We start from the raw sequence: 16,313 nt of genomic DNA, 5'->3' as shown, positions 1-16,313 counted from the left end.
TGTGCCGGAGGCCTCGGTCAGATGAAGTCCGCGCCGTACCTGCTCTCGCTGCCGGCGCTGCTGCTGTTCGCCGCCATCGTGATCGTGCCGCTCGGCATGACGGTGGCGCTGTCGTTCCACGACTGGGGCCAATACAAGGGCATCGAGCCGGTCTTCATCCTGAAGAACTGGCGCGAGGTCTTCACCGATTCCTATTACGCCGAGATGTTCGGGCGGACCTTTCGCATCGCCCTGCTGGTCACGCTGTTCTCCGCCGTCTTCGGAGCGCCCGAAGCTTATATCCTCAACCGCATGAAGAGCCCCTGGCGCGGCATCTTTCTGCTGGTGATCCTTGGGCCGCTGCTGATCTCCGTCGTCGCCCGTACATTGGGATGGGCGCTTCTGTTCGGCGGCAATGCCGGGCTGGTGAACAAGGCGCTGACCGGATTGGGCCTGATCGACGCGCCGCTGCCCTTCATGTTCACCGAAACCGGCATGGTTGTCGCCATGGTGCATGTGCTGATGCCTTACATGGTGCTTTCCGTTTGGGCGGCCTTGCAGCGCCTCGATCCCCAGGTCGAGAATGCCGCGATCGCCCTGGGGGCAGGGCCGTTGACGGTGATGCGCCGCATCGTCCTACCGCAGGCGATGCCCGGCATCCTGTCGGGCGCTGTAATCGTCTTCGCGCTCGCCGCTTCGGCCTTCGCCACGCCCGCCATCATCGGCGGGCGACGACTCAAGGTCGCATCGACGCTCGCCTACGACGAGTTCCTCAACACCCTGAACTGGCCGTTGGGAGCCGTGGTCGCAGTGCTGCTGCTCGTGGCGCTGGTGATCATCATGGTCGGGGCCAACCGTCTGGTCGAACGCCGTTACGGGCAGGTGTTCCGATGAGCCGCAACGGCCCGCTGGCACTCGCCTATCACACGCTGTTCGTCATCTTCATGCTGATGCCGATCGTGGTCGTGTGCTGGGTCGCCTTCACGCCGGAAGGATTCCTGTCCTTCCCGACAAGTCACTGGTCGCTGCGCTGGTTCTACGCCATCGGCCGTTATCCGGAGTTCATTTCCGCCTTCTGGCGCAGCCTCGGCCTGGGTGCTCTCTCCTCGGCGTTTGCGGTCGCGATCTCGGTGCCGGCGGCACTGGCCATCGCCCGCTATCGATTCCCGGGACGGGAGGGCATGACGGCGCTGTTCATGTCGCCGTTGATGATCCCGCACGTCGTGCTGGGCATCGCCTTCCTGCGCTTCTTCACCGAGATCGGTCTCGGAGGGACCTTCACCGGCCTGGTGCTGTCGCACATCGTGGTCGTGCTGCCTTTCGCCCTGCGCCTGACGCTGGCCTCGGCGGTGGGACTCGACAGCCGCATCGAGCATGCCGCGATCTCGTTGGGTGCCTCCGAAGCGACGGTGCTCAAGCGGATCACCCTGCCGCTGGTATTGCCTGGCCTGGTGAGCGGCTGGGCGTTGGCTTTCATCAATTCATTTGACGAGGTGACGATGACGGTGTTCATCGCAGCCCCCGGAACGGAAACTCTCCCTGTGCGCATGTTCCTCTACATCCAGGACAATATCGACCCGCTGGTGACGTCGGTGTCGGCGTGCGTGATCGCCGTCACGGTCGCGGCACTGATCGCTCTCGATCGGGCTTACGGGCTTGAGCGCCTGTTGGTCGGAAAGGCCGGTCATGGCCGCTAGTGAATACGACGTCGTCGTTGTCGGCGGTGGACTGGTCGGCGCCGCCACGGCCTGGGGCCTGGCGCGCGAGGGCTGTCGCGTCGCGCTGCTGGACGAGGGCGACCGTGCAGTCCGGGCGAGTCGCGGCAACTTCGCCCTGGTATGGGTGCAGAGCAAGGGATTGGGCCTCGCCGCCTATGCCGGATGGACCATCCGATCGTCCGAGGCCTGGGCGGGCTTCGCCGGCCTGCTCAAGGACGAGACCGGGCTCGACGTCTGCTTCCAGAGGCCGGGTGGCTTCCATCTGGCCCTGTCCGAGAAGGAGCTAGAGGCGCGGGCCAACGTCCTGAAGCGCCTGCACAACCAGCCCGGCATCGTCGATTACAAGACCGAGATCCTCGACCATTCGCAGGTCGCGAAGATGCTGCCGGATATTGGGCCGGAGGTTGTCGGCGCCAGCTATTGCTCGCTCGACGGACATGTGAACTCGCTGCGGCTTTTCCGGACGCTGCATCAGGCGATCCACGCGCGCGGCGTCGCCTATCTGCCGAGCCATCGGGTCGACGACATCCGCCGGGAGGGCGGGACCTTCAGGCTCTTCACGCCGCAGGGCGAGGTGAGGGCCGGCCGTGTCGCGCTTGCCGCCGGCAATGCGAACATGCGGCTGGCTCCGATGGTCGGGCTCGAAGCGCCGATGAAACCGGAACGCGGGCAGATCGTGGTGACGGAGCGGCTGCGGCCGTTCCTGAATTACCCCGTGGTGACGCTGCGCCAGACCGACGAGGGCACGGTCATGATCGGCGATTCCAAGGAAGAAGGCACCGATCCGGCTCGGCTGACGCTGGGCGTGGCGGCGACGGAAGCCGAGCGTGCGGTGCGGCAGTTTCCGCTGTTGGCGAACGTCAACGTCGTGCGGACCTGGAGCGCGATCCGCGTCATGACCGGGGACGGTTTCCCGATCTACGACGAGTCGGAGACGCATCCTGGCGCCTTCGTGCTGTGCTGCCATTCGGGCGTCACGCTCGCGGCCAATCACGCGCTCACCGTGGCGCCCATGATCGCCCGTGGCGCTCTCGACAAGTCGCTGGTCGCTCCTTTCAGCGCGCGGAGGTTCCATGTTCAAGAGGCTGCATGACACGCCGACCGTGACCATCAAGGTCAATGGTCAGACGGTCCGCGCCCGCAGCGGTGATACGGTCGCGGCAGCGCTGCTGGCGGCCGGTATCGACCACTGCCGCACCACACCCGTCACCGGTGCCCCGCGGGCGCCCTATTGCCTGATGGGTGTCTGCTTCGACTGCCTGGTGACGATCGACGGAATCGGCAATCGGCAGGGATGCCTCGTGCCGGTGCGCGAAGGCATGGAAGTGGCGACGCAGGTCGGCAAGCGGGAGGCGGGGCGATGATCGCAGCAGCGGATCTTTCTCCAGCCTACGATCTTATCGTCATCGGCGGCGGCCCGGCGGGGCTGGCGGCGGCGTCCCTCGCTGCCCGGGCAGGGCTGTCGACCGTACTGTTCGACGAGAATCCGGGCGTTGGCGGCCAGATCTATCGCGGCATCACCTCGACCCCGGTCAAGAACGGCACCGTCCTCGGTGAGGATTACTGGGCCGGTGCGGCCCTGGCATCCGAAGCCAAGGCGAGCGGCGCGTCGATCGTGAACGGCGCCACGGTCTGGACGTTGGACCCGTCTCTGGCGGTCGGGATTTCGATCGCCGGCAAGGCCCGGCTCGTCCAGGCGGGCCGGGTCATCATCGCGACTGGCGCGCTGGAACGACCGTTCCCCATTCCCGGCTGGACGCTGCCCGGCGTCATGACGGCGGGCGCCGCCCAGACGACCTTGAAGGCCCAGGGTCTCGTCCCGAGCGGACGCACCGTGCTGGCCGGCTGCGGGCCGCTGCTATGGCTGCTGGCGGCGCAGCTCCTGCGTGCCGGGGTGAAAATCGAGGCGATGCTCGAGACATCCTCGCGCCGCAACTGGCTGCGCGCGCTGCCGCATCTGCCGGATTTCCTGCTCTCGCCTTACTGGCGCAAGGGCCTTGGGCTGATGCGTGAGGTGAAGGCCGCGGTCCCGGTGATCCCGGTGCAGAAGCTCGCGGCGACCGGCGCCGGCAAGCTCAAGGAAGTGGTCTATGTCTCCGGCGGCAGCGAACGCCGACTGTTGGCCGACCTGCTGCTGCTGCATCATGGTGTCGTGCCGAACGTGAACCTCGCCATGGCGGCCGGCGCGGCCCATCGCTGGAACGAGCGCCAGCTCTGTTTCGTGCCCGAACTCGACGACGATTTCGGCAGTTCCGTACCTGGCATCGCCATCGCGGGCGATGGAGCCGGCATTGCCGGCGGCACGGCGGCGGCTGAGCGCGGGCGGATCGCGGCCATCGCTGCGGTACGGGCGCTGAAGCCCGAGGCCTCCGTGCCCGCTCCGCAGGTCGTCCGGCAGAAGCTGGCGCGCGAGGAGATGGGCCGGGCCTTTCTCGATGTGATCTATCGGCCCAGCGATTCCTTCCGTCGGCCGGAGGGCGACACGATCGTCTGCCGGTGCGAGGAGGTGACCGCCCAGCAGGTCCGCGCCACTGCCGACATGGGCTGCGAGGGTCCGAACCAAATGAAGGCGTTCCTGCGCTCCGGCATGGGGCCCTGTCAGGGACGACTGTGCGGCCTCACCGTCACGGAGCTCATTGCCGAGCAGCGCCGCGTCTCGCCGGCCGAGGTTGGCTACTATCGCCTGCGCCCGCCGGTCAAGCCGATCACGCTGGCCGAGCTCGCCTCGCTGCCGATCGGCGAGGCCGAGCGCAAGGCCGTGGAGCGCTGACCGTGAGGACCGCCGACGTCGTCGTCATCGGCGGAGGTATTCATGGCTGTTCGACGGCGCTGCATCTTGCCCTGCGCGGCCTGAAGCCGATCCTGGTCGAGAAGGACTATGCCGGCCGCCATGCCTCGGGCGTCAATGCCGGCGGCGTGCGCCAGCTCGCCCGCCATGTCGCCGAGATTCCGCTCTCCATTTCGTCGATGGCGATCTGGGAGCATATCGAGGACCTGGTCGGCGACGATTGCGGCTTCGACAGTCACGGCACGGTGCTGGTGGCCGAGAGCGAGGAGGAGTTGGCGGGCTTCCGCGCCCGCGTCGATGAGCTGCGCCTGCGCGGCTTCACGTATGAGGAGCTGATCGACCGCGCCGAGCTGAAGCGGCTGGTGCCGGCGGTGTCCGACCACTGTCCGGGCGGCGTGGTGTCGCGCCGCGACGGCGCCGCCGATCCCTTCCGTACGACGCAGGCCTTTCGCCGGCGCGCGATTGAGAAGGGAGCGGAGGTGATCGAGGGCGTGCGTGTCACGAGCCTCTCCCGAGCCGGCACGGTCTGGCGTGTCGAGACCAGCGACGGTCCCATCGAGGCGCCGAAGGTGGTGAACGCCGCCGGGGCCTGGGCCGATCGCATTGCTGCCCAGCTGGGCGAGCCGGTGCCGCTCGAGGTGATCGCGCCGATGCTGATGGTGAGCAGCCGCGTGCCGCCCTTCATTCAGCCGGTGGTGATCCTGCGCGGCCGCAAGCTCTCCTTCAAGCAGCTTGCCAATGGCACGGTCGTGATCGGCGGCGGCCATCTGGCCACGCCGTTTCGCGACGAGAACCGCACGGTGCTCGACTGGAGCAAACTCACGACATCGGCGCGCACGGTCTGGGAGTTGTTCCCGGTGATGCGGGAGGCCACGATCGTCCGTGGCTGGGCAGGAATCGAAGCGCGGATGCCGGATGACATTCCCGTCATCGGTCCCAGTTCGACCTCGGAGGGCATCTATCATCAGTTCGGCTTTTCCGCCCATGGCTTCCAGCTCGGACCCGGCACGGGGGCGATGATGGCGGAGCTGATCGCCACCGGCGCCAGCAACGTGCCGATCGACGGGCTGGGCATCGCGCGGTTCAGCAGGGGATGAAGCGTCGATCGTCCCGCCATTCGCCTTCGCTCGCGGGAGGGCTCGCTGTTTCCTTCGTGACCGTCGTGCTGTGTCTGCTGGTCGGTGAGGTGCTGACACGGGTCTTCGATCCCGAGGCGTCGCTCTGGCGCTATCCCAACTACATCCATGAACTGACCTACCGACCGGTGCTGCAGCGCCAGCTCGCCTACGACTCCGAACTCGGCTGGCAACCGATCCCGGGCGTGTCGGGCACGCTCATGGACAAGCCGTTCACGGTTTCGGCCGAAGGCACCCGGGCGCACAATCTCGGCCAGCCGGCGGCCACCGGCCCCCTGATCCTCACGCTTGGCGACTCCTTCACGGAAGGGTTCGGCGTCGGCAACGACGAGACGTGGCCGGCCGACCTCGAGCGGCTAACGGGAAGGCGGGTGCTCAACGGCGGCGTGCGCGGCTACGGCATCGACCAGATGGTGCTGCGGGCGGAGCGGCTGGTGCCGCGCCTCAAGCCGCACACGGTGGTGCTGGCCTTCATCGCCGACGACACGACGCGCACCTCGTTCTCCGTGCGCGACTCGATGGGCAAGCCCTATTTCATGCCGGCGGGCGATAGTCTGGAGCTGCGCAATGTGCCGGTGCAGACCGCGCTCAAGTCGCCGTGGCTGACGGCCGCCCGCGATGTCCTCGGTTATTCGCGCCTGCTGGACTTCGTCATGCGCCGGCTCGGCGCGGTCGAGCTCTGGTATGGCGACGTCGTGTGGACGGGTGCCGATCCGGCCGTCATCTCCTGCCGCCTGATGGATCGTTTCGCCGATCTGGTCCGACGCCAGGACGTCAAGGCGCTGGTGGTGTCCTTGCCCCAATCGTTGGGCTGGTCCGATCCGGCCGGCGGCGCGGCCGAACATGCCGCCGTGGCGGCCGTGCTGGGTTGTGCGACGAAGGCCGGACTGCCGACTCTGGACACGTTCGGGCCGTTCGAGAAGGAGGGCGTGGGCCGCGCGCCCGACTCCTACTACGCGAACTATCATCTCAACGTCCGCGGCAATGCCCTGGCGGCACGGCTGATCGCCGACGCGCTCAAGACCGGTGACGAGTAGGCAGCTCGAAGCGCGCGTCAGGCGCGCATCGACCGCCAATCGTAGCCAAGCCGCGGGAAGTGGACCGCAACCTCGCCGACCTCCGGATCGTGTCGCAACAGGCTGATCTCCTCGGCATCGACGAACAGGACCTCGCCCTCGACCCAATCCCTGGCATTGTCGGCGGGGCGCACACGAGCCTGTTGCCCCGGGCGAGGATCGCCCTCCTGCGGATCTGACGGGCGGGGCGGGAGCGGCGTTTCTGCCCGGGCGATTTCGAGACCTTCGGCGGGCTCGATCTCGGTGCGGCTGCCATGGCCGATCGCCGCCATGCGGTCGCGCCATTCGATCAATCGGGGATAGGGATCGAGCTCGGCGCGGCAATCGATCTTGCGACCACGCAGGAACCAGACGACGTGATAGCCGGCGAAATCGGCAATGCAGGGTCGTTCACCCAACAGATACGGTCGTTCGTCACGCAGCATGTCGGCCAGCCACCGAAGCTGCGGCCGTACCAGATGCCGGTTGCGGGTGGCGGCCGCGCGCACAGCCTCGATCGACGGGACGGGCAGTCCGTGCAGCCGCGCCCGATCGGCATGAAGTCCTTCGGGCATGTGGTCGGCGTTCACGCCCGAGACGAACAGTGCCATCGGACGCATGAGCTGATGCTCTGCCCACCAGGCGATCGCCTCGGCAAAGCCGCTGGTCTCGGGCGGAAACAATGTCGGGCTGGGTACGCGCCGTTCGAGTTCGCGGGCGATCAGGCGCGTATCGCACCACAGATCCGCGCCGTCCTGCAGCACCGGGATACGACGGTATCCGCCGGTCAGCGGCGTGAGGAACGGCTTGGGCGCAATCGGCGGCTGCTCGATGCTCTGCCAGGCCAGCCGCTTGAAGCCCAGCATCAATCGCGCCTTCTCGGCGAAGTTGGAGAAATCGTAGTGATGGAGGACGAGAGGACGGCGCAAGAGCTACGCCGCCTTCAGCACGCCATCGTCGGCTTCGACCGGCAGCGGAGCCCAGTTCCGCGACACGACCCAGTCCGGCCGGGGATTGGGCCCGAGCTGCGGCTTGTTGGCGACGGTGTTGCACGACACATAGATGTGCCAGCGATCCTCGGCCGAGAGATTGTGCCCGGACGCATGCAGCACATTGCAATGGAACAGCACGCAGGTTCCGGCGTGACCGGTGACCGCAACTGGCTCGGGCGAGCTCTTCAGGATCTCGATCATGCGCTGCTTGGGCATGGCCCAGAATTTGTACGCCGTCGATTCGTCGTAGACGGGCTCGATGCGCCCGAGCTTGTGGCTGCCGGGGATGATGTAGAGGGCACCGCCCATCTCCGTGGTGTCCGTCATCATCAGATTGAAGGTGGCCATGTCGGGCCGGGCGCAGCCGTCGCGCATCCAGGAGCCGTAGTCCTGATGCCATTGCCATACCGTGCCCTCGATCGCCGGCTTGGTGTTGATCTTGGTGTGATAGACATAGACCGCATCGTCCTTAAGCACCTGCTGAACCGGGCGCAGCACGCGGGGTGTGCGCACGAAGGCGTGGAAGGGCTGGGAGCGCGTGGCGCCGTCGCTCTCGTGCACGCGGAAGATGGTGCGCACGCCGCCGCTATGCTCGCGCACGACCTCCTCGCCCTCGACCTGGCTGAGGCGCGCCACCTCGCGGCGCAGAATGGCGACTTCGTTGCGCGAAAACAGATCGGGGAAGATCAGGAAGCCGTCGCGGTCGAACTGCTCCAGCTGCTGGGCAGAGAGTTCCATGGGCGCATCCTCCGTTTGTTTTTCCAAACGGTAAGGGAAAGGCCCGTCGGTGTCATCCGGACGGTGCGGCGGGAGGCGACCGCGCGTCAGGGCTCCATCACGTAGTAGATCTTCTTTTCACGGCGCATGCCGAGGCGGTCGTAGAAGCGCTGCGAGCCGAGGTTGTTCTCGCCCGTAGTCCAGATGACGCGACTGACGCCGCGTTGCTGCGCCAGCTCGCGGATAGCGTCGATCAGCCGCTCGCCCACGCCCTCGGAGCGGGCATGGGCTGCCACATAGAGCTCCTTGAGAAACAGCCCATGGCTTAGATTGGGTCCCGGGAAATAGGGATTGAGGATGGCGAAGCCGAGCAATCGCCCATCCAGCTCCGCTATCAGGCAAATCGGACCGCCGGCCGGCGGGGCTATCAGGAAGGCCGCGCCGGGCAGGCCGGTGCCGTGCGCGACGGGATTGCCGTAGTGATGCTCATGCTCTTCGAGAAGGTGGGCAAGATGGGCTTCGTCCCCCTTATGCGGATGTCTGATTTGCATGCGCCTCGTCTAACATCGCTGGTCCGATCCGGCAAAGCGCGGCAAGATCGCAGCCATGGGAGAGAAGCGCATGAATGGTGTCGTCAATATCGAGGATCTGCGAAAGCTGGCCAAGAAACGGCTGCCCAAGATTGCCTATGACTTCATCGAAGGCGGGACGGACGACGAGGTCGGGCTGGTCACCAACGAGCAGGCCTTCCGCAAGGCCCGCATCGTTCCGCGCTACCTGGTCGATGTGTCGGTGCGCGACCAGTCGACCACCCTGTTCGGGCGGACCTATTCGAGTCCGATCGGCATCGCCCCCACGGGGCTTGCCGGCCTGTTCCGGCGCGGCGCCGACCTGATGCTGGCCGAAGCGGCGCGGGAGGCCAACGTGCCCTTCATCATGTCGGGCTCGAGCACCGGCTCGATCGAAGATCTTGGCCGGATCGCGCCGGACCATGGCTGGTACCAGCTCTATTCCGCCAAGGACCAGAGCGTGTCGGAGGACATGATCAAGCGTACCGCCGATGCCGGTCTCAAGACCCTGGTCTTCACCGTCGACGTCCCCGAAGGCTCCAACCGGGAGCGCAACACGCGCAACGGCTTCGGTCGGCCGCTGCGGCTGAGCTGGAAAGGCAAGTTCGAGGCCCTGCGCCATCCCGGCTGGATGCTGGAATGGATGCGGCACGGCACGCCGATGTTCGACAACTGGCTGAAGTACGCGCCGGGCAAGAGCGCGGATGCGGTCGCTGACTTCGTCGGTCAGCAGAACCGTGCGCCCATGACCTGGAAGCATGTCGAGCGCTATCGCCAGCTATGGAAGGGCAACTTCGTCCTCAAGGGCATCATGCATCCGGACGATGCGCTGCGGGCCTGGTCGCTGGGAGTGGACGGCATCATGGTGTCGAACCATGGCGGCCGGCAGCTCGACATCGCTCCGTCGCCGCTCGAGGTGCTGCCGGCGATCCGCGATGCCGTCGGCGACAAGATGACCGTGATGTTCGATGGCGGCATCCGGCGCGGCATGGACGCCGTCGTCGCTCTCTGCCTTGGCGCCAAATACTGCTTCGTCGGACGGCCAACGCTTTATGGCGTGACGGCCGGCGGTGTTACCGGTGCCGCGACGGCGCTACAGATCTTCCGGCGCGAGATCGATCTCACCATGGCGCAGATCGGCGCCACCAAGATCGCCGATCTCGGCCCGCACTTCATGATGTGGAAGGACGAGGAGGAATTGCGGCGTAACCGGCGGTGAAGCGTCAGGCTGGCGTGTGGCAGCAGACGCAGAGCTTGTTACCGTCGGGATCGCGGAAATAGGCGCCGTAGTAGTTGGCATGGTAGTGCGGCCGCAGTCCCGGCTCGCCTTCGGACGTCCCTCCGGCCGCGAGGGCTGCTTTGTAGACCCGGTCCACCGTCTCGCGATCGCCGGCGAGAAAGGCTGTCATGTGGCCGTTGCCGTGATCGGCGGGGCGACCGTCGAAGGGGCGGCCGACCAGGAACAGCGGCCTGTCGTGGCCCGGTGATTGCCAGCCGCCCCAACCGCGCTCCGGTTCGCTGAACCGTTCCTGCAGGCCGAGAAGGGGAAGGACCGCCTGATAGAAACGCCAGGCGCGGGCGAAATCGGTGACGCCGATATGAACATGCGAAAACATGACGACGACCCTATCAAGTCATCGTCGGCCTTTCCTCTGCGATCACCGCTTATGGGAGCTCCGGCGCAATCGCAGGTGGCAAAGCTTCTCCGTCGTCCTGAGCGGGGCCGAGCGTAGCGAGGCGCAGTCGAAGGACCCATTTTCTGCGCCAACATCGAATGGAGCATGGCCAGGACGGGCCCCTCGGCTGCGCCGCCCTTCGGGTGGCTACGCTCTGGGTGACGCATCCTACCTGTGAGGAGGTGCGGGAGATCGAGGCCGTCAATGGGCGGCGGCCCTGACCTGGCGTGAGATCTCGTCGGCGATCTTCTGCGCCGTTTCGCTGACGCTGCGGTCGAGATCCCGTCCATCGAGGACGAATTTCGCGGCCGCCACGTAAGGATTCAAGGTGACGGCGGCACCTGGCATCTTGCCGCTCCGGGCATCGGTCTGCAGGCGGTAGAGCGGGGTGGGTGCGTCTGCCGGTGATAGCCGCTCGATCGACGCGGAGACCTCCACGTCGGTTGCTCCGACGCCAAAGCCGATGGCGGCCCGGGCCAGTCGATTGCCTTCGTCGACGGTGGTGAAGACGCCGCGGACCAGCCATCCGCCGGGCGGCAACGGTTGGTTCCCGGTCACGCGGTCGGCGGCAATTCCCTTCTTCTGCAGGTTGTCGACGATGGAACGGCTGAGCTTGTCGACCAGCGATTGCGCCTTGGCCTGCTCGAGACGGGTATGCAATGGCAGCACGGCCCGCAACGATTGCGACTTCACCGCATCGCCGGGCAGGTCGAAGTCGACGACATGGACGGCGGGGGGCCGCGTTTTTACCCCGGTGGAGACATCCTCGGCCGAGACGATCCGCGCCGTCGAACAGGCGCCGAGCAGAAGCGTGGCGGTCAGGAAGAGGGGAACGCGTCCGAAGCGGACGGCGCGGAGAGGGGTCTCGCCCATGGCAAGTCTCCACAGCTGTATTTCCGGAGAAGTCTGTCGCGCTGCCGTCAGGCAGTGACTCGAATGTTATGCGCAGGGCTCCGCCTTTCTACTCACGTTCCCCAGGGGCGCTGAGCGCACAGCACGAAGAGCGGAAGCTGCTGATCTTCTGACTCTATTTCGGGCCCGCGCGCGCTGCCTGCAGCCAGCGGCATCGCGCGATCGCGGGGACGGCTCGGATTTTCGTGAGGCTGAAGGCGCGAAGGTGCGCTGCGCTGGTGACGGTAAAGCCGGAGGCCCGCAGTTGGCGGCCACTACCGCTAGGATCGCGTTGCGACCCGACGGATGGCCGTCGGCGGACGGCCGTACACTTCGGCGAACACGGTGTTGAAGCGCCGCAAGCTCGTGAATCCAGAGCGGAAGGCAATCTCCGGCATCGGGAGAGACGTCTGGTCGAGCAGGCGCTTGGCCCGTTGCACGCGATAGGTGCGGGCAACCTGAAGTGGACTGGCGCCGATATGACGCTTGAACAATCTGTCGAGATGCCGCGTTCCGACACCCAGCCGGTCGGCGAGTGCTTCAAGCCCCGCGTCGTCCAGGACGCCGTCGCGGATCAAGCGTAACGCACGATGCACCGTTGCCCGCGATCCCTGCCAGGCCGGCGAGAAGGGCGCGGTCTCCGGGCGGCAGCGCAGGCAAGGGCGGAAGCCGGCGCCTTCCGCCGCCGCCGCCGATCCGAAGAAGATGACGTTGCGGCCATGCGCGGGACGGACCGGACAGACCGGGCGGCAATAGATGCCGGTGGTGCGCACGCCGCTGAAGAACAGGCCATCGAACCGGCGATCGCGCCGTACACGGGCGCGCTCGCAGATCGCTGGGGCGAGCGGGAGGATGGAGTCCGATTCCGGCGAGCTGGTTTTCACACCTCATGGTAGCTCGCCGGTCATGACGATCAACGTTCTCGACAATCCGGTTTGGCACGCCCTCACCGGTCCGCACCGTCGGCATGCAACGCTGCAGGAGCGCGCCGCTCACTATCCGCGCGACATGGCGCCGTTCTCGGCCATCGTCGATGCGAGCGACGGCTCCTACGCCGATCTCGCGCTCGACCTGCCGCGCGGCAGCGAAGCCCGGCTGTTCCGGCCGCTGAACGAGCCCATGCCGGGAGGATGGGAGGAAGTCGACGCATTCCCGATGCTGCAGATGATTGCCGTCGGTCCGTCGGCGGCCATGAAGGAGGAGCGTGCTGTCGCTCCTCTCTCACTGGCCGACACCCCGGCAATGCTCGAACTGGTCGAACGCTCCAGGCCGGGTCCCTTCGGCACGCGCACGCCGGAACTCGGTCGCTACCTCGGCATCAAGGAGGGCGGCCGGTTGATGGCCATGGCGGGAGAGCGCTTGCGGCCGCCGGGCCATGTCGAGTTGAGCGCGATCTGCGTGCATCCGGAAGCACGCGGAAGAGGATATGGCCAATGCTTGACCCTGGCGCTGATGCGGCAGGCCTTTTCTGACGGCGAGGTGCCGTTCCTGCATGTGCGACCGGACAATGGGGCGGCGGTATCGCTCTACCGGAAGCTTGGCTTCACGGTGCGTCGGGAGATTTTCGTCCTGTGGCGGCGTCCGAGGTGATCGTCGCCAACCGGGAAGGATGGCGCGTCGCCTGGGTGGCGTTTGTCGTCGCCGTGTTCGGCTGGGGTGTCGGCTTCTATGGACCGGCTGTTTACCTTCAGTCGCTGCACCAGGCTCAGGGATGGTCGATCTCGACAGTCTCGTCCGCCGTCTCGGCGCATTTTCTCGTGAGCGCGATCCTCATCACGTGGTTGCCGGACGCCTATCGCCGCTTCGGCGTGGGGCGCGTGACTTTCGCCGGCGCGCTGTTGGCGGCCTCCGGCGCCGCGGCCTGGGGCCATGCCCACGAGCTCTGGCAGATCGGACCAGCAGTGTTGTTAAGCGCGGCCGGATGGGCGGCGACGAGCGGCGCGGCGCTCAATGCGATCGTGTCTCCATGGTTCACCAGCAACAGGCCGAGGGCGATCAGCCTGGCTTTCAATGGCGCCAGCGTCGGCGGCGTCGCGTTCGTGCCCCTATGGATGGTGTTGATCACGCGGTTCGGTCTTGGCGGGGCGACCACCATCCTTGGGGCCCTGATGGTGGCGGTGCTGTGTCCGCTCGCCCGGGCTTTCCTGTGGGAGTCCCCTGGCGCCAAGACTATCGACCTGCGGCAGGCGGCGGCCACGACGCGCGGCAGGCTGATGCGCATGCCGCGTTTCCTCACCCTGTCGGCAGCCTTCGCGCTTGGCCTCTTCGCCCAGATCGGCATGTTCGCGCATCTGATTGCCCGGCTTACGCCGCCGCTCGGGCCAAGCCTGGCTGCCGCCGCCGTCAGCCTGACGACGATTTGTGCCATCTTCGGCCGTGTCCTGGTTGGTCGGCTGATCGGCGGACGTGACGCACGGCTCCTCGGTGCGGCGAGCCTCGTGACCCAAGCCATAGGGACGTCGATGCTTGCGTTCGGCGCCGGCTTGGCGCAGCTCACGCTGGGGTGTGTGCTGTTCGGCCTTGGCGTCGGCAACCTCGTGTCCTTGCCGCCCGTGATCGCTCAACGCGAGTTCTGCGCCGTCGATGTCGGTACGGTCGTGGCTCTGGTCACGGCCATGAACCAGGCGCTGTTTGCCTTCGCGCCGGTCGTGCTCGGCTGGCTGAAGGACAGCACGCACGATTACCTGGTGCCGTTCGCGCTCGCGGCGGCGGTACAGGTTCTGGCAGCGATCGTCGTCGCGGGCGGGCGTTCGCGACCATAATAGGGAGTGCGCACGAGGCGAGCGTAAGGTGGCGACCATGATCCGATCGCTGCCAATCCGTTCATTTTCCGCCCGCCTGTCGTGCTTCTCGCGAAGCTCGCGAGCCTCGCGAGGAATCGTGCAAAAGCGCGCCAGGCCGCCGATTTACGGCAATCCTCGCGAGGATTTTTTGTGAGAGCGGAAGGGAGGCGGGGAGACCGGGAAGAATCGCCGATAGACCTTATGTCATCGGCATTCGAGGCTTCCGACGAGAAGGGAAGGAGCGGGAAGCCTCCGTCGGTCGTTCGCGTGGCCTTCCCCCGATCACAGGAGAAGGCAACGATGAGTCTCTGGCCGGGAGACGCTTAGTGCACGACCTCGAACAGGCCGGCAGCGCCCATGCCGCCGCCGATGCACATTGTCACGACGACGTTCTTGGCCTTGCGGCGACGACCCTCGATCAGGGCGTGGCCGGTGCAGCGGGCGCCCGTCATGCCGAACGGATGGCCGATCGAGATCGAGCCGCCGTTGACGTTCAGCTTCTCGTTCGGGATGCCGAGCTTGTCGCGGCAGTAGAGCACCTGCACGGCGAAGGCTTCGTTCAGCTCCCACAGGTCGATGTCGTCCATCTTGAGCCCGAAGCGCTTCAGCAGCTTGGGGATCGCGTAGACCGGACCGATGCCCATCTCGTCCGGTTCGCAGCCGGCGATGACCAGGCCCTTGTAGATGCCGAGCGGCTTCAGGCCGCGCTTGGCGGCTTCGGCGTCGCTCATGATCACGGCCGCCGAGGCACCGTCGGAGAGCTGGCTGGCGTTGCCGGCCGTGATCCACTTGTCCGGGCCCATGACCGGCTGCAGCTTGGCGAGGCCTTCGATGTTGGTATCAGGGCGGTTGCCCTCGTCCTTGGTCAGCTTGACCGTCTTCTTGGAGGTCTCGCCCGTGTTCTTGTCGGTGACGAGCATCGTGGTTTCCATCGGCACGATCTCGTCGTCGAACTTGCCGGCCTGCTGGCCCGCTGCCGTGCGCAGCTGGCTCTGCAGCGAATATTCGTCCTGGGCCTCGCGGCTGATCTTGTACCGGGCGGCCACCGTGTCCGCGGTCTGGATCATGCTGTGATAGATGCCCGGCACGTGCTCCTGCACCCAGGGATTGACCAGGCGGTTCTTGTTCCCGCCCGGCGGACCCTGAACCAGCGAGACCGACTCGAGGCCGCCGGCGATCATCACCGGCACCTTGTCGACCAGCACGCGCTGGGCCGCCATCGAGATGGTCTGCAGGCCCGACGAGCAGAAGCGGTTCACGGTCGCGCCCGAGACGCTGACCGGTGCGCCGGCGCGGATCGCCGCGACGCGCGCGACGTTGGAGCCCGTGGTGCCTTCCGGCGCGGCGCAGCCCATCAGCACGTCCTCGACCTCGCCCAGTTCGACCTTCGCGCGCTCGGCGGCGTGCTTGATCACATGCGCGCCCATGTCGGCGCCGTGGGTGTCGTTGAAGATGCCGCGGAAGGCTTTTCCGATCGGCGTGCGGGCGGTTGAAACGATGACGGCATCAGCCATTGGTTTTCCTCTCAGGTTTCAGATGGAACTTTAGCGATGAAAAGAACTTCTCGACATCGGGAGAATTCTCGGTGCCTGCGCATCCTTCGTAACATTGCTCAATGGCGATGCCATCCACAAGGAACACGCGCTTACGCTCTATATATCCGGTCGTGGTCGGCCATGTCGCCTCCAGGCCCTGAACTCCCTCGACCTCGATCTCTCTGCCGTGGAGTTCGAATTCGACGGTGAAGTTAGAGTCAAAAGTCTTCAGGGCTTCTACTCCCGCTTGCGGATCACCTGGTTCGAAAGTCGGCTTCTGCCAAATAACGAAATAGGAAGTTCCCATAGCAGGTTTAAGGAACAGCGCATGGACAAACACGGTCCGAGGCGGATTCTCATCGGGATAGACGTGCTTTTGTGTGTCTGCTTCCGGCTTGCCGGGAAACGCGACGGAAACCTTATCCTCCGCCGCGACCGCGGTATGCCAAAATGGCGGATCGCTTGGCATTTCGG

18 protein-coding genes are annotated in these 16,313 nt (G+C 66.2%); 10 read left to right on the top strand and 8 right to left on the bottom strand.

Annotation, left to right across the window (positions count from 1 at the left end; translation table 11 throughout):
- The first annotated feature begins 21 nt into the window (after nucleotides 1-21).
- The 7 genes from B5D62_RS19190 to B5D62_RS19160 are packed head-to-tail and all read left to right on the top strand — an operon-like array spanning nucleotide 22 to nucleotide 6,658.
- Nucleotides 22-873: an ABC transporter permease gene (locus B5D62_RS19190; RefSeq protein ID WP_085935548.1), complete on the top strand. Its 852-nt coding sequence runs from the start codon at nucleotides 22-24 to the stop codon at nucleotides 871-873.
- A complete protein-coding gene (locus tag B5D62_RS19185) occupies nucleotides 870-1,676 on the top strand; it encodes an ABC transporter permease (protein ID WP_085935547.1) in 807 nt (268 codons plus the stop codon). Before B5D62_RS19190 ends, B5D62_RS19185 begins: the two co-directional genes overlap by 4 nt.
- Nucleotides 1,666-2,790, top strand: coding sequence for an NAD(P)/FAD-dependent oxidoreductase (locus B5D62_RS19180; RefSeq protein WP_085935546.1), 1,125 nt, complete (start codon nucleotides 1,666-1,668; stop codon nucleotides 2,788-2,790). The genes B5D62_RS19185 and B5D62_RS19180 overlap by 11 nt, the downstream gene beginning before the upstream one ends.
- Nucleotides 2,771-3,061 (top strand): (2Fe-2S)-binding protein, encoded by a 291-nt coding sequence (locus B5D62_RS19175; protein ID WP_085935545.1) that lies wholly within the window; start codon nucleotides 2,771-2,773, stop codon nucleotides 3,059-3,061. The genes B5D62_RS19180 and B5D62_RS19175 overlap by 20 nt, the downstream gene beginning before the upstream one ends.
- The gene (locus B5D62_RS19170) at nucleotides 3,061-4,467 is read left to right on the top strand and encodes an FAD-dependent oxidoreductase (RefSeq protein WP_419188796.1); all 1,407 of its coding nucleotides are present in this window, start codon (nucleotides 3,061-3,063) and stop codon (nucleotides 4,465-4,467) included. The genes B5D62_RS19175 and B5D62_RS19170 overlap by 1 nt, the downstream gene beginning before the upstream one ends.
- Entirely contained in the window at nucleotides 4,464-5,582 is a 1,119-nt protein-coding gene (locus B5D62_RS19165; protein ID WP_085935729.1) for an NAD(P)/FAD-dependent oxidoreductase, read from the top strand. Before B5D62_RS19170 ends, B5D62_RS19165 begins: the two co-directional genes overlap by 4 nt.
- A complete protein-coding gene (locus B5D62_RS19160; RefSeq protein WP_085935543.1) occupies nucleotides 5,579-6,658 on the top strand; it encodes an SGNH/GDSL hydrolase family protein in 1,080 nt (359 codons plus the stop codon). The genes B5D62_RS19165 and B5D62_RS19160 overlap by 4 nt, the downstream gene beginning before the upstream one ends.
- 17 nt (nucleotides 6,659-6,675) lie before the next feature.
- Here B5D62_RS19160 and B5D62_RS19155 read toward each other — a convergent pair whose 3' ends face one another.
- The 3 genes from B5D62_RS19155 to B5D62_RS19145 form a co-directional block, all read right to left on the bottom strand.
- Nucleotides 6,676-7,605: a glutathione S-transferase family protein gene (locus B5D62_RS19155; protein ID WP_085935542.1), complete on the bottom strand. Its 930-nt coding sequence runs from the start codon at nucleotides 7,603-7,605 to the stop codon at nucleotides 6,676-6,678.
- Nucleotides 7,606-7,608: 3 nt separating this feature from the next.
- Nucleotides 7,609-8,406 (bottom strand): phytanoyl-CoA dioxygenase family protein, encoded by a 798-nt coding sequence (locus B5D62_RS19150; protein ID WP_085935541.1) that lies wholly within the window; start codon nucleotides 8,404-8,406, stop codon nucleotides 7,609-7,611.
- Nucleotides 8,407-8,492: 86 nt separating this feature from the next.
- Nucleotides 8,493-8,936 (bottom strand): GNAT family N-acetyltransferase, encoded by a 444-nt coding sequence (locus B5D62_RS19145; RefSeq protein ID WP_085935540.1) that lies wholly within the window; start codon nucleotides 8,934-8,936, stop codon nucleotides 8,493-8,495.
- A 70-nt stretch (nucleotides 8,937-9,006) separates the two neighbouring features.
- Between B5D62_RS19145 and B5D62_RS19140 the strand changes: the two genes are divergently transcribed.
- Entirely contained in the window at nucleotides 9,007-10,173 is a 1,167-nt protein-coding gene (locus B5D62_RS19140) for an alpha-hydroxy acid oxidase (protein ID WP_085935539.1), read from the top strand.
- A 4-nt stretch (nucleotides 10,174-10,177) separates the two neighbouring features.
- On the opposite strand, the gene B5D62_RS19135 is transcribed toward B5D62_RS19140, so the two are convergent.
- The 3 genes from B5D62_RS19135 to B5D62_RS19125 form a co-directional block, all read right to left on the bottom strand.
- A complete protein-coding gene (locus tag B5D62_RS19135; RefSeq protein ID WP_085935538.1) occupies nucleotides 10,178-10,570 on the bottom strand; it encodes a VOC family protein in 393 nt (130 codons plus the stop codon).
- A 261-nt stretch (nucleotides 10,571-10,831) separates the two neighbouring features.
- Nucleotides 10,832-11,503, bottom strand: a complete 672-nt coding sequence (locus B5D62_RS19130) for a DUF4410 domain-containing protein (protein ID WP_085935537.1) — start codon at nucleotides 11,501-11,503, stop codon at nucleotides 10,832-10,834.
- A gap of 299 nt (nucleotides 11,504-11,802) precedes the next feature.
- Nucleotides 11,803-12,405 carry a bifunctional transcriptional activator/DNA repair enzyme AdaA gene (locus B5D62_RS19125; protein ID WP_231714869.1) on the bottom strand — a complete coding sequence of 201 codons (603 nt, stop codon included), beginning with the start codon at nucleotides 12,403-12,405 and terminating at the stop codon, nucleotides 11,803-11,805.
- A gap of 22 nt (nucleotides 12,406-12,427) precedes the next feature.
- Here B5D62_RS19125 and B5D62_RS19120 point away from each other — a divergent pair, with 22 nt between their 5' ends.
- Nucleotides 12,428-13,111, top strand: coding sequence for a GNAT family N-acetyltransferase (locus tag B5D62_RS19120; protein WP_170921023.1), 684 nt, complete (start codon nucleotides 12,428-12,430; stop codon nucleotides 13,109-13,111).
- Nucleotides 13,093-14,283, top strand: coding sequence for an MFS transporter (locus tag B5D62_RS19115; RefSeq protein WP_170921022.1), 1,191 nt, complete (start codon nucleotides 13,093-13,095; stop codon nucleotides 14,281-14,283). The genes B5D62_RS19120 and B5D62_RS19115 overlap by 19 nt, the downstream gene beginning before the upstream one ends.
- Nucleotides 14,284-14,627: 344 nt before the next feature.
- Here the strand turns inward: B5D62_RS19115 and B5D62_RS19110 are convergent, their stop codons facing one another.
- Nucleotides 14,628-15,818: an acetyl-CoA C-acyltransferase gene (locus tag B5D62_RS19110; RefSeq protein ID WP_085935534.1), complete on the bottom strand. Its 1,191-nt coding sequence runs from the start codon at nucleotides 15,816-15,818 to the stop codon at nucleotides 14,628-14,630.
- A complete protein-coding gene (locus B5D62_RS19105; RefSeq protein WP_085935533.1) occupies nucleotides 15,811-16,308 on the bottom strand; it encodes a hypothetical protein in 498 nt (165 codons plus the stop codon). The genes B5D62_RS19110 and B5D62_RS19105 overlap by 8 nt, the downstream gene beginning before the upstream one ends.
- Nucleotides 16,309-16,313: the final 5 nt, after the last annotated feature.

The sequence above is a fragment of the Enhydrobacter aerosaccus genome (assembly GCF_900167455.1).
GTDB classification, from domain to species: Bacteria; Pseudomonadota; Alphaproteobacteria; order Reyranellales; family Reyranellaceae; genus Reyranella; species Reyranella aerosaccus.
This window is presented reverse-complemented; position numbering and strand designations above follow the sequence as displayed.